This window comes from Ruixingdingia sedimenti (genome assembly GCF_031432425.1).
GTDB classification, from domain to species: Bacteria; Pseudomonadota; Alphaproteobacteria; order Rhodobacterales; family Rhodobacteraceae; genus Ruixingdingia; species Ruixingdingia sedimenti.
The window spans coordinates 18,225-45,111 of record NZ_JAVKPH010000009.1 but is presented as its reverse complement, the minus strand read 5'-3'; the positions used below and the strand labels follow the sequence as shown (position 1 = coordinate 45,111).

Annotated in this window: 25 protein-coding genes; 10 read left to right on the top strand and 15 right to left on the bottom strand. The window is 69.1% G+C overall.

From position 1 onward, the window contains the following. Nucleotides 1–68: 68 nt before the first annotated feature. The 7 genes from RGD00_RS09950 to RGD00_RS09920 form a co-directional block, all read right to left on the bottom strand. Complete coding sequence (locus tag RGD00_RS09950) at nt 69–1,370, bottom strand: branched-chain amino acid ABC transporter permease (RefSeq protein WP_310457174.1); 1,302 nt, start codon at nt 1,368–1,370, stop codon at nt 69–71. Then, on the bottom strand, nt 1,367–2,377 hold the full coding sequence (locus RGD00_RS09945; RefSeq protein ID WP_310457173.1) for a branched-chain amino acid ABC transporter permease: 1,011 nt from the start codon (nt 2,375–2,377) through the stop codon (nt 1,367–1,369). The genes RGD00_RS09950 and RGD00_RS09945 overlap by 4 nt, the downstream gene beginning before the upstream one ends. Continuing rightward, the gene (locus RGD00_RS09940; RefSeq protein ID WP_310457172.1) at nt 2,377–2,904 is read right to left on the bottom strand and encodes a hypothetical protein; all 528 of its coding nucleotides are present in this window, start codon (nt 2,902–2,904) and stop codon (nt 2,377–2,379) included. Before RGD00_RS09940 ends, RGD00_RS09945 begins: the two co-directional genes overlap by 1 nt. Further along, nucleotides 2,904–3,263: a hypothetical protein gene (locus RGD00_RS09935; protein ID WP_310457171.1), complete on the bottom strand. Its 360-nt coding sequence runs from the start codon at nt 3,261–3,263 to the stop codon at nt 2,904–2,906. The genes RGD00_RS09940 and RGD00_RS09935 overlap by 1 nt, the downstream gene beginning before the upstream one ends. A gap of 4 nt (nt 3,264–3,267) precedes the next feature. Then, nucleotides 3,268–3,978: an ABC transporter ATP-binding protein gene (locus RGD00_RS09930; protein ID WP_310457170.1), complete on the bottom strand. Its 711-nt coding sequence runs from the start codon at nt 3,976–3,978 to the stop codon at nt 3,268–3,270. A 107-nt stretch (nt 3,979–4,085) separates the two neighbouring features. Continuing rightward, nucleotides 4,086–4,868: an ABC transporter ATP-binding protein gene (locus RGD00_RS09925; protein WP_310457169.1), complete on the bottom strand. Its 783-nt coding sequence runs from the start codon at nt 4,866–4,868 to the stop codon at nt 4,086–4,088. A 103-nt stretch (nt 4,869–4,971) separates the two neighbouring features. Beyond that, nucleotides 4,972–6,156, bottom strand: a complete 1,185-nt coding sequence (locus RGD00_RS09920) for an ABC transporter substrate-binding protein (protein ID WP_310457168.1) — start codon at nt 6,154–6,156, stop codon at nt 4,972–4,974. 134 nt (nt 6,157–6,290) lie between these two features. Between RGD00_RS09920 and RGD00_RS09915 the strand changes: the two genes are divergently transcribed. Together RGD00_RS09915 and RGD00_RS09910 are read left to right on the top strand one after the other, a co-directional pair. Then, the gene (locus RGD00_RS09915) at nt 6,291–7,433 is read left to right on the top strand and encodes a PQQ-dependent sugar dehydrogenase (protein ID WP_310457167.1); all 1,143 of its coding nucleotides are present in this window, start codon (nt 6,291–6,293) and stop codon (nt 7,431–7,433) included. A gap of 230 nt (nt 7,434–7,663) precedes the next feature. Next, complete coding sequence (locus RGD00_RS09910; protein WP_310457166.1) at nt 7,664–9,043, top strand: class II 3-deoxy-7-phosphoheptulonate synthase; 1,380 nt, start codon at nt 7,664–7,666, stop codon at nt 9,041–9,043. Between the two features lie 4 nt (nt 9,044–9,047). Here the strand turns inward: RGD00_RS09910 and RGD00_RS09905 are convergent, their stop codons facing one another. Next, a complete protein-coding gene (locus RGD00_RS09905; protein WP_310457165.1) occupies nt 9,048–9,731 on the bottom strand; it encodes a PAS domain-containing protein in 684 nt (227 codons plus the stop codon). A 170-nt stretch (nt 9,732–9,901) separates the two neighbouring features. On the opposite strand from RGD00_RS09905, the gene RGD00_RS09900 reads away from it, so the two are divergent. Genes RGD00_RS09900 through RGD00_RS09890 form a run of 3 tightly spaced genes read left to right on the top strand, consistent with a single transcriptional unit; the run spans nt 9,902 to nt 11,975 of the window. Then, nucleotides 9,902–10,813: a YicC/YloC family endoribonuclease gene (locus tag RGD00_RS09900; protein WP_310457164.1), complete on the top strand. Its 912-nt coding sequence runs from the start codon at nt 9,902–9,904 to the stop codon at nt 10,811–10,813. Between the two features lie 2 nt (nt 10,814–10,815). Then, entirely contained in the window at nt 10,816–11,454 is a 639-nt protein-coding gene (gmk, locus tag RGD00_RS09895) for a guanylate kinase (protein ID WP_310457258.1), read from the top strand. Then, the gene (locus RGD00_RS09890) at nt 11,451–11,975 is read left to right on the top strand and encodes a gamma carbonic anhydrase family protein (RefSeq protein WP_310457163.1); all 525 of its coding nucleotides are present in this window, start codon (nt 11,451–11,453) and stop codon (nt 11,973–11,975) included. The genes gmk and RGD00_RS09890 overlap by 4 nt, the downstream gene beginning before the upstream one ends. A gap of 4 nt (nt 11,976–11,979) precedes the next feature. Here the strand turns inward: RGD00_RS09890 and RGD00_RS09885 are convergent, their stop codons facing one another. Then, nucleotides 11,980–12,363 carry a hypothetical protein gene (locus tag RGD00_RS09885; protein ID WP_310457162.1) on the bottom strand — a complete coding sequence of 128 codons (384 nt, stop codon included), beginning with the start codon at nt 12,361–12,363 and terminating at the stop codon, nt 11,980–11,982. Nucleotides 12,364–12,482: 119 nt separating this feature from the next. On the opposite strand from RGD00_RS09885, the gene RGD00_RS09880 reads away from it, so the two are divergent. From RGD00_RS09880 to RGD00_RS09865, 4 genes are all read left to right on the top strand, one after another. Beyond that, nucleotides 12,483–13,517: a sensor histidine kinase gene (locus tag RGD00_RS09880; RefSeq protein ID WP_310457161.1), complete on the top strand. Its 1,035-nt coding sequence runs from the start codon at nt 12,483–12,485 to the stop codon at nt 13,515–13,517. 148 nt (nt 13,518–13,665) lie between these two features. Then, the gene (gene rpe, locus RGD00_RS09875) at nt 13,666–14,364 is read left to right on the top strand and encodes a ribulose-phosphate 3-epimerase (RefSeq protein ID WP_310457257.1); all 699 of its coding nucleotides are present in this window, start codon (nt 13,666–13,668) and stop codon (nt 14,362–14,364) included. A gap of 98 nt (nt 14,365–14,462) precedes the next feature. Next, nucleotides 14,463–16,223, top strand: a complete 1,761-nt coding sequence (locus RGD00_RS09870; protein WP_310457160.1) for a SulP family inorganic anion transporter — start codon at nt 14,463–14,465, stop codon at nt 16,221–16,223. 152 nt (nt 16,224–16,375) lie between these two features. Continuing rightward, the gene (locus tag RGD00_RS09865) at nt 16,376–17,161 is read left to right on the top strand and encodes a helix-turn-helix transcriptional regulator (protein ID WP_310457159.1); all 786 of its coding nucleotides are present in this window, start codon (nt 16,376–16,378) and stop codon (nt 17,159–17,161) included. A gap of 752 nt (nt 17,162–17,913) precedes the next feature. On the opposite strand, the gene tsf is transcribed toward RGD00_RS09865, so the two are convergent. The 3 genes from tsf to RGD00_RS09850 form a co-directional block, all read right to left on the bottom strand. Then, nucleotides 17,914–18,822 (bottom strand): translation elongation factor Ts, encoded by a 909-nt coding sequence (tsf, locus tag RGD00_RS09860; protein WP_310457158.1) that lies wholly within the window; start codon nt 18,820–18,822, stop codon nt 17,914–17,916. A gap of 77 nt (nt 18,823–18,899) precedes the next feature. Continuing rightward, nucleotides 18,900–19,655, bottom strand: coding sequence for a 30S ribosomal protein S2 (gene rpsB / locus RGD00_RS09855; protein ID WP_310457157.1), 756 nt, complete (start codon nt 19,653–19,655; stop codon nt 18,900–18,902). A 324-nt stretch (nt 19,656–19,979) separates the two neighbouring features. Beyond that, complete coding sequence (locus RGD00_RS09850) at nt 19,980–20,852, bottom strand: NAD(P)-dependent oxidoreductase (RefSeq protein WP_310457156.1); 873 nt, start codon at nt 20,850–20,852, stop codon at nt 19,980–19,982. A gap of 76 nt (nt 20,853–20,928) precedes the next feature. Here RGD00_RS09850 and RGD00_RS09845 point away from each other — a divergent pair, with 76 nt between their 5' ends. Then, entirely contained in the window at nt 20,929–23,388 is a 2,460-nt protein-coding gene (locus RGD00_RS09845; RefSeq protein ID WP_310457155.1) for a penicillin acylase family protein, read from the top strand. 192 nt (nt 23,389–23,580) lie between these two features. On the opposite strand, the gene hflX is transcribed toward RGD00_RS09845, so the two are convergent. From hflX to RGD00_RS09830, 3 genes are all read right to left on the bottom strand, one after another. Further along, entirely contained in the window at nt 23,581–24,840 is a 1,260-nt protein-coding gene (gene hflX, locus RGD00_RS09840) for a GTPase HflX (protein WP_310457154.1), read from the bottom strand. 25 nt (nt 24,841–24,865) lie between these two features. Beyond that, the gene (hfq, locus tag RGD00_RS09835) at nt 24,866–25,099 is read right to left on the bottom strand and encodes an RNA chaperone Hfq (protein ID WP_096432537.1); all 234 of its coding nucleotides are present in this window, start codon (nt 25,097–25,099) and stop codon (nt 24,866–24,868) included. Between the two features lie 270 nt (nt 25,100–25,369). Beyond that, complete coding sequence (locus tag RGD00_RS09830) at nt 25,370–26,887, bottom strand: potassium transporter TrkG (protein ID WP_310457153.1); 1,518 nt, start codon at nt 26,885–26,887, stop codon at nt 25,370–25,372.

The following is a 26,887-nucleotide window of genomic DNA, read 5'->3' as shown; positions in this document are numbered from 1 at the left end:
CATGCGCTGCGCGAAGCTGGACAGGCTTCACGCAGTGCATGAGGAACGCCGCGTAACGGCCTGCCCCTTCACCGTTCCGGCAGCAGCCCCCGCGGGCTGAACCGCAGCACCAGCAGCAGCACCAGCCCCATCACCAGCAGCCGCATATGGGCCGCCGCCTCCAGCAGCCGCGATTTCAGCGCGCCCTCGGCCATGCCCGAGGTGATGAGATCCATCAGCCACAGCCCGATGGGCTCCACCGTCACCCAGAGCCACCAGATCAGGAACCCGCCCAGAACCGCGCCCCAGTTGTTGCCCGACCCGCCGACGATCACCATCACCCAGATCAGGAAAGTGAAGCGCAGCGGCTGATAGGTGGCGGGGGTCAGCTGACCGTCCAGCGTGGTCATCATCGCCCCGGCGATGCCGATCACCGCCGATCCCAGCACGAAGATCTGCAAATGCCGCCGGGTGACATCCTTGCCCATCGCCTCCGCCGCGATCTCGTTGTCGCGGATGGCGCGCATCATCCGGCCCCAGGGGCTGCGCCAGGCGGTTTCCAGCAGCCAGACCAGCGCCAGCAGGACAAGGATGAACAGCCCCGCATAGCACAGCTTGACCACCACCGCCGACCCCGACACCGGGTTGAACCCCCAGTCCGACGCCCAGGACAGGAACCAGGGGTCGCGTTGCAGGTCGACCTCGTAGGGCACGGGGCGGGGCAGGCCGACGACGTTCTTGACGCCGCGGGCCAGCCAGTCCTCGTGCTTCAGAAAGGCGATGATGATTTCGGAAATGCCGAGCGTGGCGATGGCGAGGTAATCCGAGCGAAGGCCGAGCGCCGTCTTGCCGATGGCCCAGGCCGCCCCGGCCGCCAATAGCCCGCCCACCGGCCAGGACAGGATGACCGGCAGGCCGAGCCCGCCCAGAAAGCCGGTGGAGGCGGGGTTCACCGCCTCGATCGCGGCGCGTCCGGGCAGCATCACCACACGGAACACGATCAACCCCACCAGCAGGATCGCCAGCACCACCGCGCCGCGCATCCGTCCCTTGGGCAGCCGCTGCCAGGCCAGCACCGCGGCCACCACCGTCGCCGCCCCCAGCACCAGCCCCAGCATCACGCGCAGGCCCCCCGCCGCCCAGGCCGCCGACACCGGCGGGATGGAGGTCAGCACCACCGCCAGCCCGCCGAGCGCGACGAACCCCATGACGCCGATGTTGAACAGCCCCGCATAGCCCCATTGCATGTTCACGCCGAGCGCCATGATCGCCGACACCAGCGCCATGTTCAGGATCTGCAACGACAGGTTCCAGCTTTGGGCAAAGCCGGTAATGACGAAAAGGGCCGTCACCGCGGCGAACAGCCCGACCGTGCGCATGTCCGCCCTCATACCGATTTCCCCTTGAAAAGCCCCGTGGGCCGGAACAGCAGCACCACCACCAGGATCGCAAAGCTGACCGCGTATTTGTAATCGGTCGACATCAGCTGCACGAGCCCGTCGGGCGCCATGCTGTCGGGCAGCCAGTAGGTCAGCACCTTCTTCCAGGCATAGGTCACGGCGACCTCGGAAAAGGCGATGATGAACCCGCCCCCGATCGCGCCCAAGGGGTTCCCGAGGCCCCCCACCACCGCCGAGGCGAAGATCGGCAGCAGAAGCTGAAAATAGGTGAAGGCGCGAAAGCTCTTGTCCAGCCCGTAAAGCACCCCCGCCGTCGTCGCCAGCGCGGCGGCGAGGATCCATGTCACCGCCACCACCCGTTCGGGGTTGATGCCGGACAGAAGCGCCAGATCCTCGTTGTCGGAATAGGCGCGCATCGACTTGCCGGTGCGGGTGCGGCCCAGAAACCAGAACAGCGCCGCCACTGCCAGCGCCGCGACCAGAATGGTGATCAGCTGCGTGGTGCGGATCGCCAGCCCCTCGGACAGGCCCGTCGCCTCGCGGAACTCGCGCACGCCGATGACGAAGCGGCCGCCGTCGGCGAAGGAAATCTCGTCCACCCCGATGATGAAGCGGACAAGGGCGTTCATCACGAACATCACCCCCATCGAGACGATGACCAGGATCACCGGCGCCGCCCGCACCCGGCGGTAGAAGCGATAGACCGCCCGGTCGGTGCCCAGAACCAGCGCCGCGGTGACGGCGATCCCCACCGGCAGCGCCAGAAGCGCCGTGGGCAGCGGGCCGAGCCCGATCCCCGCCCCCTGCAACGCCCAGGTGACGAGGATCGTCGCCATGGTGCCGAAGGCCATCGTGTCGCCATGGGCGAAGTTGGAAAACCGCAGGATGCCGTAGATCAGCGTGACGCCCAACGCGCCGAGCGCCAGCTGCGCGCCATAGGCCATCCCGGGGATGAAGACGAAGTTGAGGAAGGCCACGAGACCGTTGAGGAAATCCATCATTCCGTCCTCTCTGGCCAGATCGCCTCGACGGTGCAGCGGCCCTCCCGCGTCAGGGCCTTCATGCCGCCGTAAATGATGTCATGGGTGGTCATCGCCGCCTCGCCGGTGATCCGCAGCGACACGAAGCCGGGGCCGAAACCCTCCACCCACCCGCCATACCGCGAGGCCGCGGTTTCCGGCGCGGTATATCTGGCCGTTGCCGGAGAATACCAGAAATGCACGGTATGCTGCCCGTTGCCGTCGGAAAAGCCTTCCACTTCGCGAAGCCCCTTTCCGTCTCCGTTCCCCCAGATCAGCGTGGCGACGCCCCGGTCGCGGTGCCATGTGATCGTGACCGCGGTGCTGCATGAACTCCCTTCGGTCGGGGCGATGCACCAGCTGTCGCCCCGCGACACGGCATCCAGCCTGCATTCGAACCGCCAGGCCGGGGATTCGTTGAAATTCCGCGCCGCCGCCGCCCCGAGCGCCGGCCCGGAACCGGGAGCGCAGAGGACGGCAAGCGCAAGACCGCCGAGAACCCGCATCATTGCACCTCGCAGCGGCCCGAGGCCGTCCAGTCGCGCCCCTCGAACCGCCGCAGGAAGGCAAAGCCGCCATCGCTGCGCCGCCATGACAGCGCCAGAACCGCCCCCGCCGCATCGGTGCCCTGCCAGCTTGCCGTCGCGCCCTGCTGCGTCGGGCGCATCGGCACGTCCTCGGCATGGCTGCGCAGCACGGGCCGCGCGCCCTCGAAATCGCGCAGCCGCAGCGAGGTTTCCTCGTCCCGCGTCGGCGCGCAGCGGTCGCCCCGGCACAGCCGGTCCGGCATGCACCACAGGTCGGCCGCCGCCGCCCGCCCGGCCATCGGCATCAGGCTGATGATCGCGATCAGGATGCACCGCATCGCCTCAGCCCCCCAGAAAGCTGCGCCGGACCTCGGGGTCCGCCAGCAGCGCCTTGCCGGTGTCGGTGAAGCGGTTCGCGCCCTGCACCAGCACATAGCCCATATCCGCGATCTCCAGCGCCTGGCGGGCGTTCTGTTCCACCATCAGGATGGAAATCCCGGTGCGCGCGACCTCGATGATACGGTCGAACAATTCATCCATGACGATGGGCGACACGCCCGCGGTCGGTTCGTCCAGCATCAGCACCGAGGGCTGGGTCATCAGCGCGCGGCCCACGGCGACCTGCTGGCGCTGGCCGCCCGACAATTCGCCCGCCGGCTGGCGGCGCTTGTCGCGCAGGATGGGGAAGAGGTCGTAGACCTGTTCCATCGTGCCGCGGATGTCGTCGCGGCGCAGGAAGGCGCCCATTTCCAGGTTTTCCTCGACCGTCATCGAGGTGAAGATGTTGTGGGTCTGGGGCACGAAGGCCATGCCCTTGGCCACCCGCGCCTGCGGCGACAGGGCGGTGATGTCCTCGCCCGCCAGCCGCACATGGCCCGCGCGCAGCCGCAGCATGCCGAACACCGCCTTCATCGCCGTGGACTTGCCGGCCCCGTTCGGGCCGACGATGACCGCGATCTGCCCGCGTTCGACGGCGAGGGTGCAGCCGTGCAGGATGTCGGCCGCGCCATAGCCGCCGGTCATGTTCTCGCCGATGAGGAAGGGTTCAGCCATGCGCGGTCCCCTTTTTCACCCCCAAGCGGCGCCCCCCCGGCTTCATCTTTTCCCAAATACTCCGGGGGCCGGGGCAGCGCCCCGGGGTCCGCCGCCCCAAGCCACGCTCACCCATTCGCCACCACCTTGTTCTTCAACCCGGTTCCCAGATAGGCCTCGATCACGCGCTCGTCGTTGCGCACCTCGTCCACCGTGCCCTGGGCCAGCACCTTGCCCTCTGCCATCACGATCACCGGATCGCAAAGCCGGGCGATGAAATCCATGTCGTGCTCGATCACGCAGAAGGTATAGCCGCGTTCCCTGTTCAGCCGGATGATCGCATCGCCGATGGTGTTCAGCAGCGTCCGGTTCACGCCCGCGCCCACCTCGTCGAGGAACACGATCTTCGCGTCCACCATCATCGTACGGCCCAGTTCCAGCAGCTTCTTCTGCCCGCCCGAGATATTGGCGGCCTTCTGGTCGGCCAGATGGCTGATGGTCAGGAACTCCAGCACCTCGTCGGCCTTGTCGCGGATCGCGCGGTCCTCGGCGCGCACGCGGCCGGGGTGGAACCAGGCGTTCCACAGCACCTCGCCCGACTGCCGGGCGGGCACCATCATCAGGTTCTCGCGCACGGTCATCGACCCGAATTCATGCGCGATCTGAAAGGTGCGCAGCAATCCCTTGTGGAACAACTCGTGCGGGGGCAGGCCGGTGATGTCCTCGCCCGCCATGAACACCCGGCCCGAGGTGGGCGGCAGCCGTCCGGCGATGACGTTGAAAAGCGTGGTCTTGCCCGCACCGTTGGGCCCGATCAGCCCGGTGATCGAGCCTGCGGCGATTTCCAGCGACGCGCCGTCGACAGCGCGGAATCCGCCGAAATGCCGGTGCAGGTCTTGCACGACGATCATGCGTGGTCTCCCCGTGGACCGGCGTTTCCCCGTGGGGCCGCCCGCCCTGTTTCTGGCAGGACCGGCCCGGGCGCACACCCGGGCCGGTCCCGATGGCAAGGGCTCAGCGTGCGCCGAGGGTCGCGAAGGCGCCGTCCTTGACTTCCATTTCGAGGAAGCTGCCCGCGGCCTCGCCCGGGCCCACCAGTTCCACGGCGGTCGCGCCCACATAGTCGATGTCGCCGCCGCCGGCGAGGATGTCGAACGCCTTCTTCAGTTCGCCGGGCATGATCTTTTCGCCCGGGGCGTTGGCGACATCCATCACCGCGGCCTTGAAGTCGGCCGAACTGGACGACCCCGCCTTCTGCATCGCCAGCAGGATCAGCGCCGCCGCGTCGTAGGATTCGGGCGCATAGGTCGCATCGCCCGGGAAACCCGCGGCCGCGGCCAGTTCGGCGAAGATGCCCACACCCTCGCTGTCCGACCCCGGCTTCTGCCCGAACGACCCGTTGAGATCCGGGCCCACCGCCGAGGTCAGGTCGCCGCCCACCATGCCGTCGGGCAGCACGAAGGTTTCGAACGCGCCGTTTTCCACCGCGGTGCGGATGATGTGGAGCCCGCCGCCGGTGTTGTAGCCCGCGACCACCAGCGCATCGCCGCCCGCCGACGCCAGCGCGCCCACCTCGGCGTTGTAGTCGGCCTTGCCGTCCTCGTGCGCGGCAGAGATCGTCACCTTGCCGCCGGCCTTTTCATAGGCGGCCTGGAAGCTGTCGGCGAGCCCCTTGCCGTAGTCGCTGTTCACATAGGTGACGGCGGCGGTCTTGATGCCGCGTTCCAGCATGATGTCGCTCATCACCTCGCCCTGACGCGCGTCGGAGGGCGCGGTGCGGAAGAAGAGCCCGTCGTCCTCTGCCGTGCTCAGCCCCGGCGAGGTGGCCGAGGGAGAGATCATCACGATCCCGTTCGGCCGCGCGACGTTCTGCAGGATCGCCCCGGTGACGCCGGAACAATCCGCCCCCATGATCGCATTCACCTTGTCCGAGGTGACGAGCCGTTCCGCCGCCGCCGTCGCCGCGGCGGCGTCGACGCAGGTCGAATCGGCCCGGACGGATACCACGGTGCTGCCGTTCAGGAAGTTCCCGGCCTCGTTGGCTTCCTTGATGGCCAGTTCGGCGCCGTTGGCCATGTTGGGCGTGATCTGGTCGAGCGGGCCGGTGAAGCCGAGGATGACCCCGATCTTGACCTCTTCGGCCTGCCCGGCCCCGGCCAGCGCAACCATGGCGGTCGTGGCGAGCATCAGTTTCCGCATTGCGTGTCTCCCTGAATTGTTTGTTAGCCCTGACGCAGCCTAGAGCGGGTGGTTTCGAAAGAAAAGATGTTGCGCGGTTGGCGTTGCGGCAGTTTTGGGCTGGATTGGCGCGCCAAAGGCCCCATCTGTGGGAAATGAGCCTTGGGAACCCCGTTTTCGCCCCCCGCCGCCGGCAGGTGCTGGCCTGTCTCGCGGGCGGCGTCGTCGCCGCGCTGGCCGCGCCCGCGGTGCTGCGCGCCGCGCCCGCGCCGCTGCGGATCGAACCCGTGGCGGCGGGGCTGGCGGAACCCTGGGCGATCGGCTTTCTGCCCGATGGCGGCTTCCTGATCACCGAACGCGACGGCCGGTTGCGCCATTTCGCGGCCCCGGGGGCCGAGGGCCGCGCGGTCGAGGGGCTGCCGCAGGTCGCCGCGCGGGGGCAGGGGGGCCTTCTGGACCTCTGCATCCCGCGGGATTTTGCGCAGACGGCCGAGATCCTGTTCAGCTACGCCGCGCCGCAGGGGGCGGGCGCGGGCACGGCACTGGCCGCCGCGCGGCTCGACCTGCCGGCCGGGCGGCTGGCGGACCTGCGGGTGCTGTTCCAGATGCCGGGCAGCCGGGCGGGGCAGCATTTCGGCGGCCGGATCGCGGAACTGCCGGACGGCACGCTGGCGCTGACCATCGGCGACCGGGGGCAGAGGGACCTTGCGCAGGACCTGACGCGCCACAACGGCAAGCTTCTGCGGTTCACCCGTGCGGGCGGCATTCCCCCCGACGCGCCCTTTGCCGGCCGCGACGACGCGCTGGCCGAAATCCACAGCTACGGCCACCGCAACCCGCAGGGCATGGCGCTCGATGCGGAGGGTGCGCTCTGGCTGTCGGAACATGGCGCGCGGGGCGGGGACGAGGTGAACCGCATCCGCCCGGGCGCGAACTACGGCTGGCCGGCAATCACCTGGGGGCGCGACTATTCGGGCGCGAAGATCGGCACCGGCACCAAGGCCCCGGGGATGGAACAGCCGGCGCATTATTGGGACCCCTCCATCGCGCCCTCGGGCCATGCCGTCTGTTCGGGCCGGATGTTCCCGGACTGGGCGGGCCATCACCTGATCGGCAGCCTGAAATCCGACCATATCGCGCGCCTCGACCCCGCCGCCCCCGGCCCCGGCGGATGGGCGCAGACCCGCATCGCGACGCCGGAAACCGCCCGCGTCCGCGACCTGCGCGAGGCCCCGGACGGCGCGATCTGGTTCCTGTCGGTGGGGCAGGGCGCCGCCTTCCGCATCACGCCGGGCTGATGGCACGGGCGGCGCTGGGGGCTTCGCACCCCCGGACCCCCGCGGGATATTTAACGACAGAAAGTGGATAAGGGGCCGCCCCTGTTCACTTTCTGTCCCTAAATATCCCCGCCGGAGGCCCCCGACATCTCCACCCGCACCACCGCCGGATCATCGCCCGGCCATTCCGGTTTGCACCGGGGGCCAGCGGGGTCTATATGCAAGGCCAGTGACGAAGCCGGAGAGCCGAGATGACCACCGCACCCAAGGGCTGGACCAAATCCGACTGGCGCGACCGCCCGCGCGTGCAGATGCCCGACTATCCCGACGCGGCGGCGCTGAAGGCGGTCGAGGCGCAGCTGGCGAAATATCCCCCGCTGGTCTTTGCGGGCGAGGCGCGGCGGCTGAAAAAGGCGCTCGGGGCGGCGGCGGAGGGGCGGGCCTTCCTGCTCCAGGGGGGCGATTGCGCCGAAAGCTTCGCCGAATTCTCTGCCGACAACATCCGCGACACGTTCCGCGTCATGTTGCAGATGGCGGTGGTGCTGACCTATGGCGCCAAGGTGCCGGTGGTGAAGGTGGGCCGCATGGCCGGCCAGTTCGCCAAGCCCCGTTCCGCCCCGACCGAGGCGATGGGCGGCGTCGAACTGCCGAGCTATCGCGGCGACATCATCAACGGTTTCGACTTCACCGCCGATGCGCGCATCCCCGACCCGCAGCGCATGTTGCAGGCCTATACGCAGGCGGCGGCGAGCCTCAACCTGCTGCGCGCCTTTTCCACCGGCGGATTCGCCGACATCCACCGCGTGCACAGCTGGACGCTCGGCTTTGCCGAACATGACAAGGCCGAACGCTATCGCGAACTGTCGAACCGGATTTCCGACGCGCTCGACTTCATGACCGCGGCCGGGATCACGCCGGAAAACGCGCATACGCTCGCCTCGGTCGAGTTCTACACCAGCCACGAGGCGCTGCTGCTGGAATACGAAGAGGCTTTGTGCCGCATCGACAGCACCACCGGCCTGCCGGTGGCGGGGTCGGGGCACATGATCTGGATCGGCGACCGCACGCGGCAGCCGGACGGGGCGCATGTCACCTTCTGCAAGGGGGTGCAGAACCCCATCGGGCTGAAATGCGGGCCGAGCCTGTCGGGCGACGACCTCAAGCGGCTGATCACCGTGCTGAACCCGGAAAACGAACCCGGGCGGCTGACGCTGATCGCGCGGTTCGGCGCCGGGACTGTGGGCGAACACCTGCCGCGGCTGATCAGGGTCGTGCGCGAGATGGGCGCGAATGTGCTGTGGTCCTGCGACCCGATGCATGGCAACACCATCAAGTCGGCCTCGGGCTACAAGACGCGGCCCTTCGATTCGGTCCTGCGCGAGGTGCGCGAGTTCTTTGCCGTGCACAAGGCCGAGGGCACGGTCCCCGGCGGGGTGCATTTCGAGATGACCGGCAAGGACGTGACCGAATGCACCGGCGGCCTGCGCGCGGTGACGGACGAGGATCTGTCGAGCCGCTACCACACCGCCTGCGACCCGCGCCTGAACGCCAGCCAGTCGCTGGAATTGGCCTTCCTTGTGGCCGAGGAGCTGTCGGCGCAGCGCGGCGGCAGCCGCGTGGCAGTGGGCTGATCCGCTAGTCCCCGCGCCCGACCAGCCGCAGATGCGGGCGGCCGGGGGCGGGGGTGAAGGCGGCGGGCGGTTCGGCCAGCCCCGGCACCGGCGAGGGTACGGGCGAGGGTACGGGCGTGGATACGGGCGCGGGCAGGGGCGCCAGCCCCGGGATCGGCGCATGGGTCGCGCGCAGCAGGCCCAGACGGCGCGGGGCGCGGCCGGCCTGCCCCTCGCACGCCAGACAGGCAAGCGCGCGGTCGGGCGCGCCCGACTGGCCCGTCACCGGCAACAGCAGCAGCCGGGCCGACAGCGCCGGGCGGGCAAGACCCCTTTCGCCCTCGAACGTGAAATCGCCGATGGCGGGGGTGGCGAACACCGATTCCAGCGCGGTGGCGAAACCCGGGCGCGACCCCGGCAGCACCAGCGCCGACAGCGGCATGCCGCGCAGTTCCATCCCCAGAAGATCGCAGGCCCGCATCCCCGCCAGCCGGATCCGCGCATGGCCCGGCGCGATGCGTTCGACCAGCAGCACCCGGTCGAGGATCGCGGCAATGCCGCGCGGGTCGATGTCGGCGCGGCGCGGCAGGCCGCGGGCGGGGCGCAACCCTTCCCAATAGCCGCGAAGCTGCGCGAATTCGGGCGGGGGCAGGGCGTTCATCCCCGCACCGCCCCAGAGCGTGACCACATCGCCGATCCCTTTCCCCATCGCATCCCCCCGCCGCAAGGTTAATCCTGCCACAGCAATCGTTACCCGGGCGTTAACATACACCCGCCCGGCGCAGGGTGGCGGGGATTCTGCGCAATTGGTGAATCCCCGGGGCTTTCGCCCGGGCGCGCGATGTGGTCTGCTGCACCTGCACTGCACGAGGACCGCCCATGACCGCGCTGATGTCGATGACCGGATTTGCCGCCCGCCGCGGGCAGGGCGCGGGGGCGCTTGCCGGACTTGGCTGGGGGTGGGAGGTGCGGTCGGTCAACGGCAAGGGGCTCGACCTGCGGCTGCGCCTGCCCGAGGCGATCGAGGGGCTGGAAACCGCAGCGCGGGCCGAGGCCGCCCGCCGCATCGCGCGCGGCAATGTCACCCTGACGCTGAAGATCAGCCGCGAGGGCGGGGGCGAGGGGCTGCGCGTCAACCCGGCGGGCCTGTCGTCGGCGCTGGCGGCGCTTGCCGTGGTGACGGCGCAGGCGCAGGCGGCGGGGGTGACGGTCGCCGCGCCCACGGCGGCGGAGGTGCTGTCGCTGCGCGGCGTGGCCGAACTGGGCGGGGCGGAGGACGAGGATCAGACGGCCTTGTGCGCGGCGCTGCTGGCCGACCTCGGCCCGGTGCTGGACGATTTCACCGCCATGCGCGCGGCAGAGGGCGCGGCGCTGGCGGGCGTGATCGGCGGGCAACTGGATGCCATCGCGGCCCTTGTCGCCGCCGCGCGGGTGGAGGCAGAGGCCCGGCGCGACCGCATGGGCGATGCCTTGCGCGAAAACCTCGCCCGCGTGCTGGGAAATTCCGACGGCGCCGACCCGGCGCGCGTGGCGCAGGAACTGGCGCTGATCGCGGTGAAGATGGACGTGACCGAGGAACTCGACCGCCTCGACGCCCATGTCGCCGCCGCGCGCGGCCTGCTGGGGCAGGGCGGGCCGGTGGGCCGCAAGCTCGACTTCCTGATGCAGGAATTCAACCGCGAGGCCAACACCTTGTGTTCCAAGGCGCAGGCGGTGGCGCTGACCCGGATCGGGCTTGACCTCAAACATATCATCGACCAGATGCGCGAACAGGTTCAGAACGTGGAATGATCATGCAGCGGCGCGGCCTTCTTCTCATCCTCTCGTCGCCCTCGGGGGCGGGGAAATCGACGCTGGCGCACCGGCTGATGACCTGGGACCCGACGATCCGGTTCTCGGTCTCTGCCACCACCCGCGCCCCCCGGCCAGGCGAGGCTGACGGGCGCGAATACCATTTCCGAACGCGCGACGAGTTCGAGGGGATGGTGGCGGCGGGGCAGATGCTCGAACACGCAGAGGTGTTCGGAAACCTCTACGGCACCCCCCGCGCCCCGGTGGAAGAGGCGATGCTGGACGGCCGCGACACGCTGTTCGACGTGGACTGGCAGGGGGGGCAGCAGATCCGCAACTCCGCCCTCGGGGCCGAGGTCGTGTCGGTGTTCATCCTGCCGCCCTCGATCGCGGCGCTGGAATACCGCCTGCACGCCCGCGCGCAGGACAGCGCCGAGGTCATCGCCGGCCGCATGGCGCGCGCGCGCGACGAGATCAGCCACTGGGCCGAATACGATTACGTGCTGGTCAACACCGATCTGGATGCGGCGGCGGCCGACCTGCGCGCCATCGTCACGGCCGAACGTCTGCGCCGCAACCGACAGCCGGTGCTGGTGGATTTCGTCAAGGGACTGAACCGCGAATTCGAGGAACGCCAATGATCTACGCACTCGACGGCCATGCACCGCGCCTGCCCGCGAACGGCGACGTCTGGGTCGCCCCCGACGCCAATGTGATCGGCAAGGTGGTGCTGATGGAAGGCGCGTCGGTCTGGTTCGGCGCCACCCTGCGCGGCGACAACGAGGAAATCGTGGTCGGCCGGGGATCCAACGTGCAGGAAAACTGCGTGCTGCACACCGACATGGGCTATCCGCTGACCATCGGCGAAAACTGCACCATCGGCCACCGGGTGATCCTGCACGGCTGCACCATCGGCGACGGCGCGCTGGTGGGCATGGGGGCGGTGGTGATGAACGGGGCGAAGATCGGCCGCGGCTGCCTGATCGGCGCCGGCGCCATCGTGACCGAGGGGAAAGAGATCCCCGACGGCGCCATGGTCCTGGGTGCGCCGGGCAAGGTGGTGCGCATGCTGGATGCGGCGGCGCAGGCGGGCATCCTGCGCGGGGCCGCGGGCTATCAGGCGAACATGCGGCGGTTCCGCGATGGCCTTGCCGCGCGCTGAACCCTCAGGGCTGCGTCGGCCCGGGGGCGGGAAATTCCATCAGCGTCAGATCCCGCGCCCCGGCCAGCCGCCGCAACTCCTCCAGCACCATCTGCGGTGCGGGCAGATGCGGCGTCAGCACGCAGGCCGTGCCCTGGAACCGCAGGCCATGCAGCCGTTCCAGCACCTGATGCGCATCGAAACTGGGCCCGAACAGCGGAAACAGCACGCAATCGGGCTGCACCCGCGCCAGCATCGCCGCATCCAGCGCGGCAAAGCGGGTCAGGACCAGCGCGTAATGGGGCACATAGGCCGAAACGATGGATTGCGCGTTGCGCACCTCGATCGCCAGCGCCGTTCCCTGCGTGATCACCACCTCAGCGCGCCCCGAATTGCCATGCCAACCCATCCCGGCGCGCCATTTCCGCAGATCCGTTTCAAAACCCGCGCGGAGGTTACAAAGCACCTTGCCCGATGGCAAGCGGCTCCATCGCCGTCCGGCGGTTGCCCCTGCGTCAGCGTGCAGGCATGAGCGGGCAGACCCCCGACCTGCCGGCCGCGCTGCTGGAGGGCGTGCCGCTGCCGCTGGTGGTTCTGGGCCCCGACGCCCGCATCCGCCGCGCCAACGCCCCCGCCGCCGCGCTGGTGGGGGCGGATGCCGCAGGCCGCCACTACACCACCGCGCTGCGCCAGCCAGAACTGGTCGCCGCGGTCGAACGCGCGCTGGCCGGGCAGGGCGCGCAGCGGATCCGCCTCGTCGTCACCGGGCCGAGCCGCGACACGATCTATCGCGTGCTGGTCACGCCGCTGGCGGGCGAAGGCGTCAGCCTCGCCTTCGAGGACATGTCGGAAATCGAACAGGCCCATGCGATGCGCCGCGATTTCGTCGCCAATGTCAGCCATGAGCTGCGCACGCCGCTGACCGCGCTTCTGGGCTTCATCGAGACGCTGAAAGGCGCCGCGCGCGACGACCCGGCAGCGCGGCTGCGGTTCCTGACGATCATGGAGCGCGAGGCGACGCGGATGAACCGGCTGATCGCGGATCTGCTGTCGCTCGGCAAGGTCGAGGCGGAGGAACGCGTGCGCCCTTCGCAGCGGGTGGATGTCGTGGGGCTGGCCCAGGGCGCGGTCGCCACGCTGCGCGGCGTGGCGGCGGCCGGCGGGGTGGATCTGGCACTGACGGCGCCGGAACGGGTGGAGGTGCCGGCCGACGCCGACCAGATCACCCAGGTGCTGCAAAACCTGATCGAGAACGCGATCAAATACGGCGGCGCGGGCAAACGGGTGGACATCGAGATCGTCCGCACCGACGTGGCGGCCCTCGGCGGCCCGGCGGTACGCATCAGCGTCACCGATTTCGGCGAAGGCATCGCCGCGATCCACCTGCCACGGCTGACCGAACGCTTCTACCGCGCCGACGACCACCGCTCGCGCGAGAAAGGCGGCACGGGCCTGGGGCTGGCGATCGTCAAGCACATCGTCCAGCGCCACCGGGGGCGGCTGAAGATCGAAAGCGAAAAGGGCAAGGGCAGCCGGTTCACGGTGCTGCTGCCGGCGGGATGAGGGGCGGGGATTGGTGGATGAAAGACGCATAATCGGTATTATGTAAAAATTATACCTCTGCAGATCCGCTCGCCCCCCGCAAACCCGGGCTTTACCCGTGCCCCCCTTCGCGCTAGACCGCCGCCATCCCTTGACCCGCGAGGACCGCATGACCTTCGACCGCCGCATCAGGATCGCGCCTTCGATCCTCGCCGCCGATTTCGCCGCCTTCGGGGCCGAATGTCGCGCGGTCGAGGATCAGGGCGCCGACTGGATCCATGTCGATGTGATGGATGGCCATTTCGTGCCCAACATCACCTTCGGCCCGCAGATGTGCCGTGCGATCCGGCCGCATGTGCGCGGCGTGATGGATGTGCATCTGATGATCGCCCCGGTGGACCCCTATATCGAGGCTTTCGCCAGCGCCGGCGCCGATATCATCACCGCGCATCTGGAGGCCGGGCCGCACATCCACCGCACGCTGCAAGCCATTCGTGCCACAGGGAAAAAGGCGGGCCTTGCGATCAACCCCGGCACCGGGATCGACGCCGTGGCGCATCTGCTGGACATGATCGACCTCGTTTGCGTGATGACCGTCAACCCCGGCTTCGGCGGGCAGAAATTCATTCATTCCCAGATAGATAAGATCCGTTCCTTGCGCGCCATGATCGGCGACCGCCCGATCCATATCGAGATCGACGGCGGCATCACCGAGGACACCGCGCCCTTGGTCGCCGCCGCGGGGGCGGATGTGCTGGTGGCGGGCTCTGCGGTGTTCTCGGCCGGGTCGGTCGCGGCGCCCGAGGGCTATGGCGCCCGCATCCGCGCCATCCGCGCCGCCGCAGAGGTCGCACGCGGCGCGCCCTGACACGCCCCCTACCCCAGACCTGCCCCGCAAACATATTCGCATCTTGAAATGTATGTTTCGGATGATATGAAGAAGCTGTCCGCTTAACAGGCGCAGCGATGCAAAAATATTTTCCGATTCTGGACTGGGGCAGGACATATACCCGCCAGACCCTGATGAACGACCTGCTGGCGGCGCTGATCGTCACCATCATGCTGATCCCGCAGTCGCTGGCCTATGCGCTGCTGGCGGGGCTGCCGGCGGAGGTGGGGCTTTATGCCTCCATCGCGCCCTTGGTGATCTATGCCGTGTTCGGCACCGCGCGGGCGCTGGCGGTCGGGCCGGTGGCGGTGGCATCGCTGATGACGGCGGCCGCGGTCGGGCAGTTCACGGCGCAGGGCACGCCCGAATATCTGGGCGCGGCGGTGGCGCTGGCGGCGCTGTCGGGGCTGATGCTGGTGGCGATGGGGCTGCTGCGGCTCGGGTTCATCGCCAATTTCCTCAGCCATCCGGTGATTTCGGGCTTCATCAGCGCCTCGGGGCTGATCATCGCGGCGGGGCAAGTGCCGCATCTTCTGGGGATCGGCGCGGGCGGGCATACGCTGGTGGAACTGGCGCGCAACATCCTGTCGGGGCTCGGCGGCATCAACTGGATCACGCTGGCGATCGGCGCACCGGCCACGCTGTTCCTTTACTGGGCGCGCAGCCGGATGAAGGGATGGCTGCGCGCGCGCGGGCTGGCGGATCTGCCGGCGGGGGTGATCGCGCGGGCGGCGCCGGTGTTCGCGGTGGCGGCGACGACGCTGGCCACCTGGGGTCTGGGGCTGCATGGCCAGGGCGTCGCCATCGTGGGCGAGGTGCCGCAGGGCCTGCCCGTGCCCGCCCTGCCCCCGCTGGACCCGGAATTGTGGCTGCGCCTCGCCGTTCCGGCGCTGCTGATTGCCATCGTCGGCTATGTCGAGACGATTTCGGTTGCGCAGACACTGGCCGCCAAGCGGCGCCAGCGCATCGACCCGGATCAGGAACTGATCGCCCTCGGCGCGGCCAATATCGGCTCTGCGGTGTCGGGCGGGTTTCCGGTCACGGGGGGATTTGCGCGGTCGGTGGTGAATTTCGATGCCGGGGCCGAAACGCCCGCCGCCGGGGCCTATACGGCGGTGGGCATGGCGCTGGCCACGCTGTTCCTGACGCCGCTCCTGTTCTTCCTGCCCAAGGCGACGCTGGCCGCCACGATCATCGTCGCGGTCCTCAGCCTTGTGGATCCGGGCGCGCTGCGCCGCACCTGGGCCTATTCGCGCACCGATTTCGCGGCGATGGCGGCGACGATCCTGGTCACGCTCGGTCTGGGGGTGGAGGCGGGGATCATTGCCGGGGTGGCGCTGTCGCTGCTGCTGCATCTCTACCGTACCTCGCGGCCCCATGTCGCGGTGGTGGGTCAGGTCCCGGGGACGGAACATTTCCGCAATATCGACCGGCACGAGGTCGTCACCGCGCCCGAGGTGCTGACCATCCGGGTGGACGAGAGCCTCTATTTCCCCAACGCCCGGTTTCTGGAGGATACGATCTACGGCGCCGTCGCCCGCAACCCGGCGCTGCGCCATGTGGTGCTGATGTGCCCGGCGGTGAACGACATCGACACCTCGGCGCTGGAAAGCCTCGAGGCGATCAACGCCATGCTGCGCGATTCCGGCGTGGCCCTGCATCTGTCGGAGGTCAAGGGCCCGGTGATGGACCGGCTGAAACGCTCGCATTTCCTGGAGGATCTGACGGGCGAGGTGTTCCTGACCCAGTACGACGCGATGCTGCGGCTGGCCCCCGACCTGACGGCGCAGACCCATGCCGCCACGCGGCGCGACACCGCCCGGCGCAGGACCGGCTGACCGCGCGACATTGCCGCCTCGACAGCCGGCGGGGCGGCGCTGTATAGTCCGCGTCGGGGAAACGGTGATAACCGGCATGCCGACCTTGACCGCTTCGGGCCCCGCGCCCGGAGGGTGGGGCTGTGCCCGGGCGAAAGACAGGACGGAACGCAGTGACCAGTGCTCTGGCCCATATGCAGCGCGTGGCCGAGGCGCGCAGTCCCGAAGAACTGTGGCAACTGCATCTGACCCGTATGGCCGCCTATGGCTTCGACCGCGTGACCTATGGTTTCAGCCGCTTCCTGCGCGACGGGTCCGCCGTCGATACCTCGGACGCGATCTTTCTGTCGAATCACAGCCTCGGCCGGCCCCGGCGCGAAGGCGAGATGAGCCAGCTGATGCGCTCGCCCATGTTCCGGTGGGCGATGCAGAACACCGGCGCGCAATCCTGGCGGTGGAGCGCCGAGCAACGCGCCGCGGGCCTGCTGTCATCGGACGAGATCGCGGCGATGGATCAGGCCCGCGCCATCGGCCTGACCGCGGGCTATACCGTCAGCTTTCCCGACCTCGTGCCCCGCGGCAAGGGCGCCATGGCGCTGACGGCGCGGGCGGGGCTCGATCAGGACGCGGTGGATGCGGTCTGGGCCGAAAAGGGCGAAGAGATCCACACCATCTGCACCGTCACCCATCTGCGCATCACCCACCTGCCCTTCGCCATCCAGCGCCGCCCGCTGAGCCCGCGCCAGCGCGAGACGCTGGAATGGGTGGCAGAGGGCAAGACGACGCAGGACATCGCCCAGATCATGCAGATTTCCCCCGCGATGGTGGAAAAGCACCTGCGGCTGGCGCGCGAGGCGCTGGATGTGGAAACCACCGCCCATGCGGTAGCCAAGGCCGCGATGATGAACCATATTTTCGCCGCACCCCACCCCGCTGCACCGCAGAACATGGCAAGGTAAGGAATCCCTTACTACCCTGACGTAACGTCCTCCTGCATCATGCAACCGTTCCGTGAGTGTTGGCTTGGCCAAGGGAGCAGGCAACGCATCGGCGCGTATTTCAGGCTGGTGCCGCGCAACCGGGCTCGCCCGGGGTCGGACATGCGGCGCATATCGTTGCATGCCCGGCCGCAAAACCTTTCGCGCCTGGTTTCCCCAAATGCAGGCGAAAGGAAGCGGTGCGGCTCTCCCCAGGGCCGCACCGTTTTGGTTTTTGGGGTGGAAAGAGTCCTTAGCGGTAGTTGGCTGCTGTTCAGTTGGATGGGGTAGGACAGGAAAAATCCAGCATCCAAGCCCCGTGTATGCCGTAGGGCCCGCGCCAGTCCACTAGAGTTTCAGCGCTTTCGACGGGTAGCTGGCAGAATCTCGCTGCAGCTTCTAGCATTCTCCTGCGAGGCACTTCCATGTTGTTGGAATAAAAGAAGGTTCCTGCTGTATATGCATATTGCCGACCATTAGTATCGTTGGACGACCGGCGTTTTATATCCACCTGAGCGCATCCTGAAATCAGCAGGCATAGCAGAACGGCACCACTTCGTGTCATAGTCTGCTCCCTTAAAGCCCTTCTTTGTGGCGGCCACACTGACGGCCCACCAACGACCGCTTCGTCCCGCACAGCAGCCACTCCCCCATCCCAAACGAAAAGGCCCCGCATCGCCTGCGGGGCCCCGTCCGTCGCGCCGAGGGGGCCGTGGCCCCCTGCCTCGAAAGGCTCAGCGTGCGTTCATCTTCGCCACTTCGGCGGCGAAATCTTCCTCTTTCTTCTCGATCCCCTCGCCCACGGCGACGCGGGCATAGCCGGTGATCTCGACGCCCGCCTCTTTCGCGGCCTGTTCCACCGTCAGATCCGGGTTGATCACGAACGCCTGGCCGAGCAGCGTGTTTTCCGCCAGGAATTTCTTCATCCGGCCCGGGATGATGTTGTTGTGGATCACCTGTTCGGGCTTCGGCTTGGCGGAAGAGGCGTTTTCTTCCAGCGCCTTGGCGGTCTGCACCTGCAGCTCGCGTTCCACCACCACCGGGTCCAGCGTCGCCTCGGACAGCGACAGGGGCGAGGTCGCGGCGATATGCATCGCGAACTGCTTGCCGATTTCCTGCGCCTTGTCGGCCGGGCCCTTCAGCGCCACCAGCACGCCGATCTTGCCCATGCCTTCGGTCGCGGCGTTGTGGACATAGGACACCACCGTGTCGCCTTCCAGCACATGCATCCGGCGCAGGGTCATGTTCTCGCCGATACGGGCGATGGCGTCGGTCAGCGTCTGTTCCACGCTCTGGCCGTTCAGGTCGGACGCGCGCAGCACCTCCACCGTGTCGCCGGTCTGCAACGCGACCTTGGTCACTTCGCGCACCAGCGTCTGGAAGTCGGCGTTCTTCGCCACGAAGTCGGTTTCCGAGTTGATCTCGACCGCCACGCCGCGCCCGTCGGTGACGGCGACGCCGATCAGCCCTTCGGCCGCCACGCGGTCGGCCTTCTTGGCGGCCTTGGCAAGACCCTTGGTGCGCAGCCAGTCGACGGCGGCCTCGAAATCGCCGGCCACTTCGGTCAGCGCCTTCTTGGCGTCCATCATGCCCGCGCCGGTGGCCTCGCGCAGTTCCTTCACCATCTGAGCCGTAATCGACATCTCGGCTTCTCCTCGATTGGAATCCATCAATGCGGACGGGGGAATACCCCCGCCCGGTAACAGCCCGGCAACGGGCCTCAGCCCTCGGCGGTCTCTTCGACCGGCGCCTCGTCCATCGCGCCGATGTCGATGCCGGCGGCGCCCATCTGCGCCGTCATGCCGTCGAGCGCCGCGCGCGCGACCAGATCGCAGTAGAGCGCGATGGCGCGGGCCGCGTCATCGTTGCCCGGAACGACATAGCTGACGCCCTTGGGCGAGCAGTTGGTATCGACCACGGCCACGACCGGGATGCCGAGCTTGTTGGCCTCGAGCACCGCGAGGTCCTCCTTGCCCACGTCGATCACGAACAGCAGGTCCGGCACGCCGCCCATGTCGCGGATGCCGCCGAGGCTCGCCTGCAGCTTGGCCTGCTCGCGCTCCATGTTGAGCCGTTCCTTCTTGGTCAGGCCCTCGGCGCCCTGCGCCATCAGCTCGTCGATCTGCTTGAGGCGCTGGATCGACTGCGAGACGGTCTTCCAGTTGGTCAGCGTGCCGCCGAGCCAGCGGTGGTTCATGTAGTATTGCGCGCATTTTTCCGCGGCCTCGGCCACCGGCTTCTGCGCCTGGCGCTTGGTGCCGACGAAGAGGATGCGGCCGCCCTTGGCCACGGTGTCGCGCACGACCTTGAGCGCCTGGTCGAGCATCGGCACGGTCTGCGTCAGGTCGACGATATGGATGCCGTTGCGGTCGCCGTAGATGTATTCGGCCATCTTCGGGTTCCAGCGTTGCGTCTGGTGCCCGTAGTGCACGCCAGCTTCGAGCAGCTGACGCATGGAGAAATCGGGAAGCGCCATGTCCTTGTCCTTTCCGGTTTGCGCCGCGGCGGGGGATTTGAGGGCAGCGCCCCAACCGGTGGACCTTTCGGGGATGTCTCCCCCGAGGGCCCGCCCCCGCCTGTGAAGTGTCGCGCGCTTAGCCCGGATCGGGGGGGATTGCAAGGGCGGATCGGAAAGGTTGGCTTCGGATGGTCAGGACAGCGCCGGGGGGCCAGCCCCCCGGACCCCCCGGGATATTTCTGGACAGAAAGTGAGGAAGGCCGGCCGGAGGCGAGACCGCGTTCACTTTCTGTCCTTAAATATCCCCGCCGGAGGCCGCCACCCTTTCCGCCGGGCCAGCCGTCAGCCGAAGGCGCGCAGGCGGCGCAGCAGCGACGAGGTGTCCCATCGCCCGCCGCCCATCGCCTGCACATCCTTGTAGAACTGATCGACCAGCGCGGTCAGCGGCAGGGGCGCGCCGATCTCGTCGGCGGTGGACAGACAGATGCCCAGGTCCTTGCGCATCCAGTCCACCGCGAAGCCGAAATCATAGCGGTCTTCCAGCATCGTGCCGTGGCGGTTCGCCATCTGCCAGCTGCCGGCCGCGCCCTGGCTGATGACCTCGACCACCGCGGCGCCGTCCATGCCGGCCTTTTCGCCGAAGCGCAGCGCCTCGGCCAGGCCCTGGACGGCGCCGGCGATGGCGATCTGGTTCATCATCTTGGCGATCTGGCCCGCGCCGCTGTCGCCAAGGCGGCGGCAGATGCGGGCATAGGCGGCGAGCACCGGTTCGGCCGCCGCATATTGCGCCGCATCGCCCCCGCACATCACCGACAGCACGCCGCCTTCGGCCCCCGCCTGCCCGCCCGACACCGGCGCGTCGACGAAGCCGAGGCCCCGCGCCGCCGCCTCGGATGCCAGTTCGCGCGTGACGCGGGCGGAAACGGTGGTGTGATCGACAAGGATCGCGCCGGACGCCATGCCGGCGAAGGCGCCCTCGGGCCCGGTGCAGACCGCGCGCAGGTCGTCGTCGTTGCCGACACAGGTCATCACGAATTCCGCGCCTTCCGCCGCCGCCCGCGCCGTCGGCGCCTGCGCGCCGCCGTGCCGGGCCGTCCAGGTTTCGGCCTTGGCCGCCGTCCGGTTCCACACCGTCACCGCATGGCCCTTGGCCGCCAGATGCCCGGCCATCGGAAAGCCCATAACGCCCAGTCCCAGAAACGCCACCTTCGCCATGCTTTCCCCCGCCGGTGCTTTGGTCTAAACCCGGTTTGAACCGGGCTTTGCCCGTGACGTCAAGCATGGTTCCCCGATGACGCTTCTGCTCCGCTGGCTTCTGCGCATCTTCACCGGGCTTGTCCTGCTGGCCATTCTGGCGCTGGCGGGGGCCTGGTATTTCCTGTCGCGCTCTATCCCCGACTACAACGCCACCCACCGGGTCGCAGGCCTCACCGCGCCGGTAGAGATCGTGCGCAACAACGCCAACGTGCCGCATATCTTCGGCGAAACGGACGCGGACGTGTTCTTCGGCCTCGGCTTTGCCCATGCGCAGGACCGGCTGTGGCAGATGACCATGCTGCGCCGCACCGTGCAGGGGCGGCTGTCGGAACTCTTCGGCCCGCGCACCGCCAGGATCGACGAGCTGATGCGGCGGCTCGACCTCTACGGGCTCGCGCTGAACTCGGTCGAGGCGCAAGACGCCCCCACGCGCGCCGCGCTCGACGCCTATGCCGCGGGCGTCAACGCCTGGATCGCCAAGGTGAACGAGGGCGCGCTCGGCCGCGGCGCGCCGGAATTCTTCCTGTTCGAGCCCGATATCGCGGTCTGGCAGCCGGCGGATTCGCTGGCGATCATGAAGCTGATGGCGGTGCAGCTGTCCGCGCATCTGGAGGCCGAGGTGCTGCGCGCCCGCGTCTCGCTGCTGATGCCCGACGAACGGGTGCGCGACATCCTGCCCGACGCCCCGGGCGAAGGCGTGGCCGCCCTGCCCGATTACGCCAGCATCGTGCCCGGCGCGCGGCCCAGCCACGCGGCCCTGCGCATCGCCGACGACCCGCTGTCGCCCTTCCCCCGCCTGCCCTTCGCCGGGGCGTCCAATGCCTGGGCGGCCTCCGCCGAACGGGCGGCGGCGGGCGGGGCGCTTTTGGCCAACGACCCGCATCTGGGCTTCACCGCCCCCGCGATCTGGTATCTCGCGCGGCTGGAACTGCGATCGGGCGGCGTCATCGGCGGCACCATCCCGGGCATGCCGGTCGTCCTCAGCGGCCGGTCCGAGGATTTCGGTTGGGCGCTGACCTCTGCCTATGTCGACGATCAGGACGTGATGATCGAGAAGGTGAACCCCGACAATGCCGAGGAATACCTGACCCCCGAGGGCTGGAAACCCTTCACCACCCGCCGGTCCATCATCACCGTCAAGGGCGCGGCGCCCGTCACCGTCACCCTGCGCTGGACGGAAAACGGCCCCGTCCTGCCCGGCAGCCATTACGACCTCGCCAGCATCACCCCCCCCGGCCATGTCACCGCGCTGTCCTGGACGGTGCTGGACGGCGCCGATGCCTCGATGACTGCGGCGATGCGGCTGATGACGGCGCAGAACGTGGCCGAGGGGCTGGCGGCGGGCGAGGGCTTCGTCGCCCCGGCGCAGAACGTGACCATGGCCGACCGGCGCGACATCGCGCTGGTGACGATGGGCCGCCTGCCCCGCCGCGACGCCCGCCATCAAAGCCGCGGCCGCATGCCCGCCCCCGGCTGGCTGGCGGAAAACCGCTGGAACGGCGCCCTGCCCTTCGCCGACAATCCCCGCTTCGTCGCGCCCGCGGGCGGGATCCTCGGCAATACCAACAACAAGACGGTGGACAGGCCTTTCCCCGGCCATGTCTCCTACCTCTGGGGCGATACGCAGCGGATCCAGCGCTGGCTGCGCCTGATGCGCGCGCGCGAGGTGCATACCCGCGACAGCTTCATCGAGGCGCAGCTGGATACCGTCTCGCCCGCCGCGCGCACGCTCTTGCCGCTGATCGGGGCGGAGCTGTGGTTTTCCGGCGATCCCGCGCCCGAGGGCACGCCCGAGCGGCTGCGCCAGCGCGCGCTGGCGATGCTGGCCGAATGGAACGGCGAGATGAACGAACATCTGCCCGAACCGCTGATCCACATGGCCTGGACCCGCGCGTTGCAGGACCGGCTGATCCGCGACGAACTGGGGCCCTTGGCCGACGAATTCACCCATGTCGAGCCGCTGTTCATCGAGCGCGTGTTCCGCAATGTGGAGGGCGCGGGGGTCTGGTGCGACGTGATCCAGTCCTCGGCCGTGGAAACCTGCCCCGAGATCGCCCGCCAGGCGCTGGACGCGGCGCTGATCTGGCTGACGGAACGCTATGGGGCGAACCCCGAAAGCTGGCGGTGGGGCGATGCGCATCAGGCGACGCATGACCACACCGTCCTGGGCGAGGTGCCGCTGCTGCGCCATCTGGTGAACCTGCGGCAATCGACCTCGGGCGGCGACTTCACGCTTTTGCGCGGGCGCACCCGGGGCACGGGGACCAATCCCTTCGCCAATGTCCATGGCGCGGGCTACCGTGGCGTCTACGACTTCGCCGACCCCGACAGTTCGGTCTTCATCATCTCCACCGGCCAGTCGGGCCACCCGCTGAGCCGGTTCTACGACAATCTGGGGGAATTGTGGCGGCGCGGCGAATACATCCCGATGTCGCTCGACCCGCAACTCGCCCGCGCCGCGGCGGTGGGGGTGACGCGGCTGGAGGGGCGGTAGCGGGGATCATGCCGGGACCTGCGGGTGCCACGCCTTTTCTCCCGGCGGGTGGCCGGGCGGATAGCTGCGCCTCCGGCGGGAGTATTTACGGCAAGATGAAGCGGCGCGGCGCCCTGCTGTAGGCCGGGGCGTGGCCGCGGCAGGAACCCCGATGACGGCAGCCGCGCGGATCGGCGCGGGGTCTGGAGGATCTCAGCCCGCCATTTCCCGGAACCGCCGTTCCTGACGGGCCGTCCACAGCACCTCGATGCGCCAGCCCCGGTCGGTTTCCACCTCGGCCGTCACCAGCCCGGTGTCGTGCAGCCAGGCCCGCCGCCGGCCATCGGCGAAGGGCAGCGTCAGGGTCCGCGCGGTGCGGGGTTCGCTCAGCGCGTCGGACATCGCGTCGAAGAGCGCGGGCAGCCCCTCGCCGGTCAGGGCCGATACCGCGAACACGCCCTCGCGGCGGCGGGCCTCTGCCAAAAGCGCCGCGCGCGCCTCGCCCTCGGGCACGAGGTCGAGCTTGTTCCAGACCTCGATCCGCGCCACATCCTCGGCCACGCCGAGGCTCGTCAGGATCTCGGCCACATCGGCGGCCTGTTCGGCGGTCTCGGGGTGGCTGATGTCGCGGACATGGACGATCAGGTCGGCCTCCAGCACCTCTTCCAGCGTGGCGCGGAAGGCGGCGACCAGTTGCGTCGGCAGGTCGGAAATGAAGCCCACCGTGTCCGACAGGATCACCTTGCGCCCCGAGGGCAGCGTGACCCCCCGCATCGTCGGGTCGAGCGTGGCGAACAGCATGTCCTTGGCCAGCACCTCTGCCCCGGTCATGCGGTTGAACAGCGTCGACTTGCCCGCGTTGGTATAGCCCACCAGCGCGACGATGGGGAACGGCACCTTGCGGCGCGCGGCGCGGTGCAGTTCGCGCGTGCGCACCACGCGGTCCAGCTGCCGGCGCAGTTTCACCACCTCGTCGTCGATGGCGCGCCGGTCGGCCTCGATCTGCGTTTCGCCCGGGCCGCCGACAAAGCCGAAGCCGCCGCGCTGGCGTTCGAGGTGCGTCCAGGCGCGGACCAGCCGCGTGCGCTGGTAGGATAGCGCCGCGAGTTCCACCTGCAACACGCCCTCGCGGGTGCGGGCGCGGTCGGCGAAGATTTCCAGGATCAGCCCGGTCCGGTCCAGAAGCTTGACGCCCCATTCCTTTTCCAGGTTGCGCTGCTGCACCGGGCTGACCGGCCCGTCGACCAGCACCAGCCCGACATCGAGCGCGGTCAGCCGTTCGCCCAGATCCGCCACCTTGCCCGATCCGAACAGCGTCGCCGGCGTGGCGCGCGGCAGGCGCACGACCTCTGCCCCCGCGACCTCGAGGTCGGGAAGCGCCGCGGCCAGCGCCACGGCCTCTGCCAGCCGCAGTTCGGGCAGCCGCCGCCCGGGATCGGACTTCAGGTCCGGGTGCAGCACATAGGCGCGCATCGGCCCCTCCGTCCCCTGGGCGGGATCAGTCGTCGCCTTCGTAAAGGCTGATCGGCTGGCCCGGCATGATGGTGGAAATCGCGTGCTTGTAGACCAGCTGCGACTGCCCGTCGCGGCGCAGCAGGACACAGAAATTGTCGAACCAGGTGATGACGCCCTGAAGCTTGACGCCATTGATCAGAAAGATGGTGACCGGAACCTTGGCCTTGCGGACGTGGTTGAGAAAGGCGTCCTGGAGATTTTGCTTGTCGGCGGCCATGTTGTAATTGCCTTTTTTTCGCGCGTCGAGTTTTGCCCCGCGGTGTCCCCCGCCGGTGGCGGCATTATGGATTGCGCCTGCGGCAGTTTCCAGACGGAAAACAACGGCCGCGGGGAGGGCTTGAGGAGGAGGGAAATCGTCCCCCCCGGCCCGACTGGCGAAGGCGCGTGCCTTCGCCATATCCTGCCGGTTCCGCTGCCCCGGCCGGGGGCCCCAATCCCCCGGCCAGCGCCCGCCCCGCCCTGACGTCGATGCAAATGCCCACCCATCCTACCGCCGCCACGCCCCCGGCGCGATCAGCGCCAGCAGCGCCAGCGTCTCGAACCGGCCGATCACCATCGTTGCGGCCAGCACCGCCTGCGCCGCGGCCCCCTGCCCCGACCAGGCCACCGGCGCCTCTGCCGCCACGCCCGCCAGCGGCCCGGTGGTGGTCAGCGCGGCGATGGACAGGATCAGCGCGGTCTCGAACTCCAGCCCCGCCAGCGCCAGCGCGAGGTTCACCGCGCCGAGCGTCAGCGCGAAGAGCATGAAGAAGATGAAGGCCATCCAGGCGCCGTCCTCGCGCAGGTGGCGCAGGCGCGCGCCGCCGCCGCCGACCGAACTGGGATAAGACAGCTTTTCCAGCTCGCGCCGCCCGTGTTCGAACAGCGCATAGACCCGCAGCAGCCGCACCCCCCCGGCGGTGGTCGCCACGCCCCCGCCCATGATGGCAAGGCCCAGAAGCAGCAGCCCCGGCGCCTCCAGCCCCGACCAGATCCGCGCGTCGATCCAGCCCTGCGATTCGAATCCGGTCGTGGTCAGGAAGGACAGCACCGTGAACACCGCGCCCCACAGCACCTCGAGGGCCGATGCCGGATCGTCGGGCGCCGCCCCCTCGATCGCGCCGATCCAGTGGCGCAGGAACAAAAGCGCCGGGATCGCGGTGACGAAACCCGCGGCCAGCCGCACCTCGGGGTCGCGCCAAAGGGGGGGCGCCCCGGCGCGCAGCACCGCGCCCGGCCAGAACCGCCGCGTCACCGCCAGCATCAGGCCCAGAAACACCAGCGCCTCGCCCGGGAAACCCGCGCTGCCCCCGGCCAGCCCCTGCACCGGGGAAATGCCGCTGGTCGAAACCGTCGCCATCGCATGGCACAGCGCGATGAGGCTGCCCTCGCCCGCCAGATGCAGCGCCATCCACAGCGCCACCGTCGCCCCGCCATAGGCCGGCAGGATCACCCGCGCATGGTGCCACAGCCGCTCTGCCGGGTCGGCCACATCGGTGATCTGCCGCCCCGCGCGGATCCCCCGGCCCGCCGCCTGCGGCGACAGCACCTCGAAGCCCCCGAGGTTCACCGGCGCCAGGATCGCCGCCGCGGTCAGCAGGATGAAGAAGCCGCCCATCCAGCCCGCCAGCGCGCGCCACAACTGCACCGGATCGGGCAGCCGCCCCGGCACGGTGTACAGCGTCGCGCCCGTGGTGGTGAACGCGGACACCATCTCGAACCATGCATTGGCGAAGCTCGTGTCCGGCACCGCCTGCGCGAAGGGCACCGCCAGCATCGGCGGCAGCAGAAGATAGGCCCCCAGCATCTGCGCCAGATGCCGGCGCACCACATCGCGCGGGCGCCGATGCGCGGTGGCGATGGCCACCATCACCGCCAGCATCAGGAACAGCGTGCCCGAATAGAAGAACGCCTGCCCCACCCGGTGCTGGTCGAGCGTATAGGCCATCGCCGCCGGCACATACATCGCCGCCGCCCCGACCCCCGCCAGGATCACCAGGAACGGCAGGTTCGCCAGCCCCCCCAT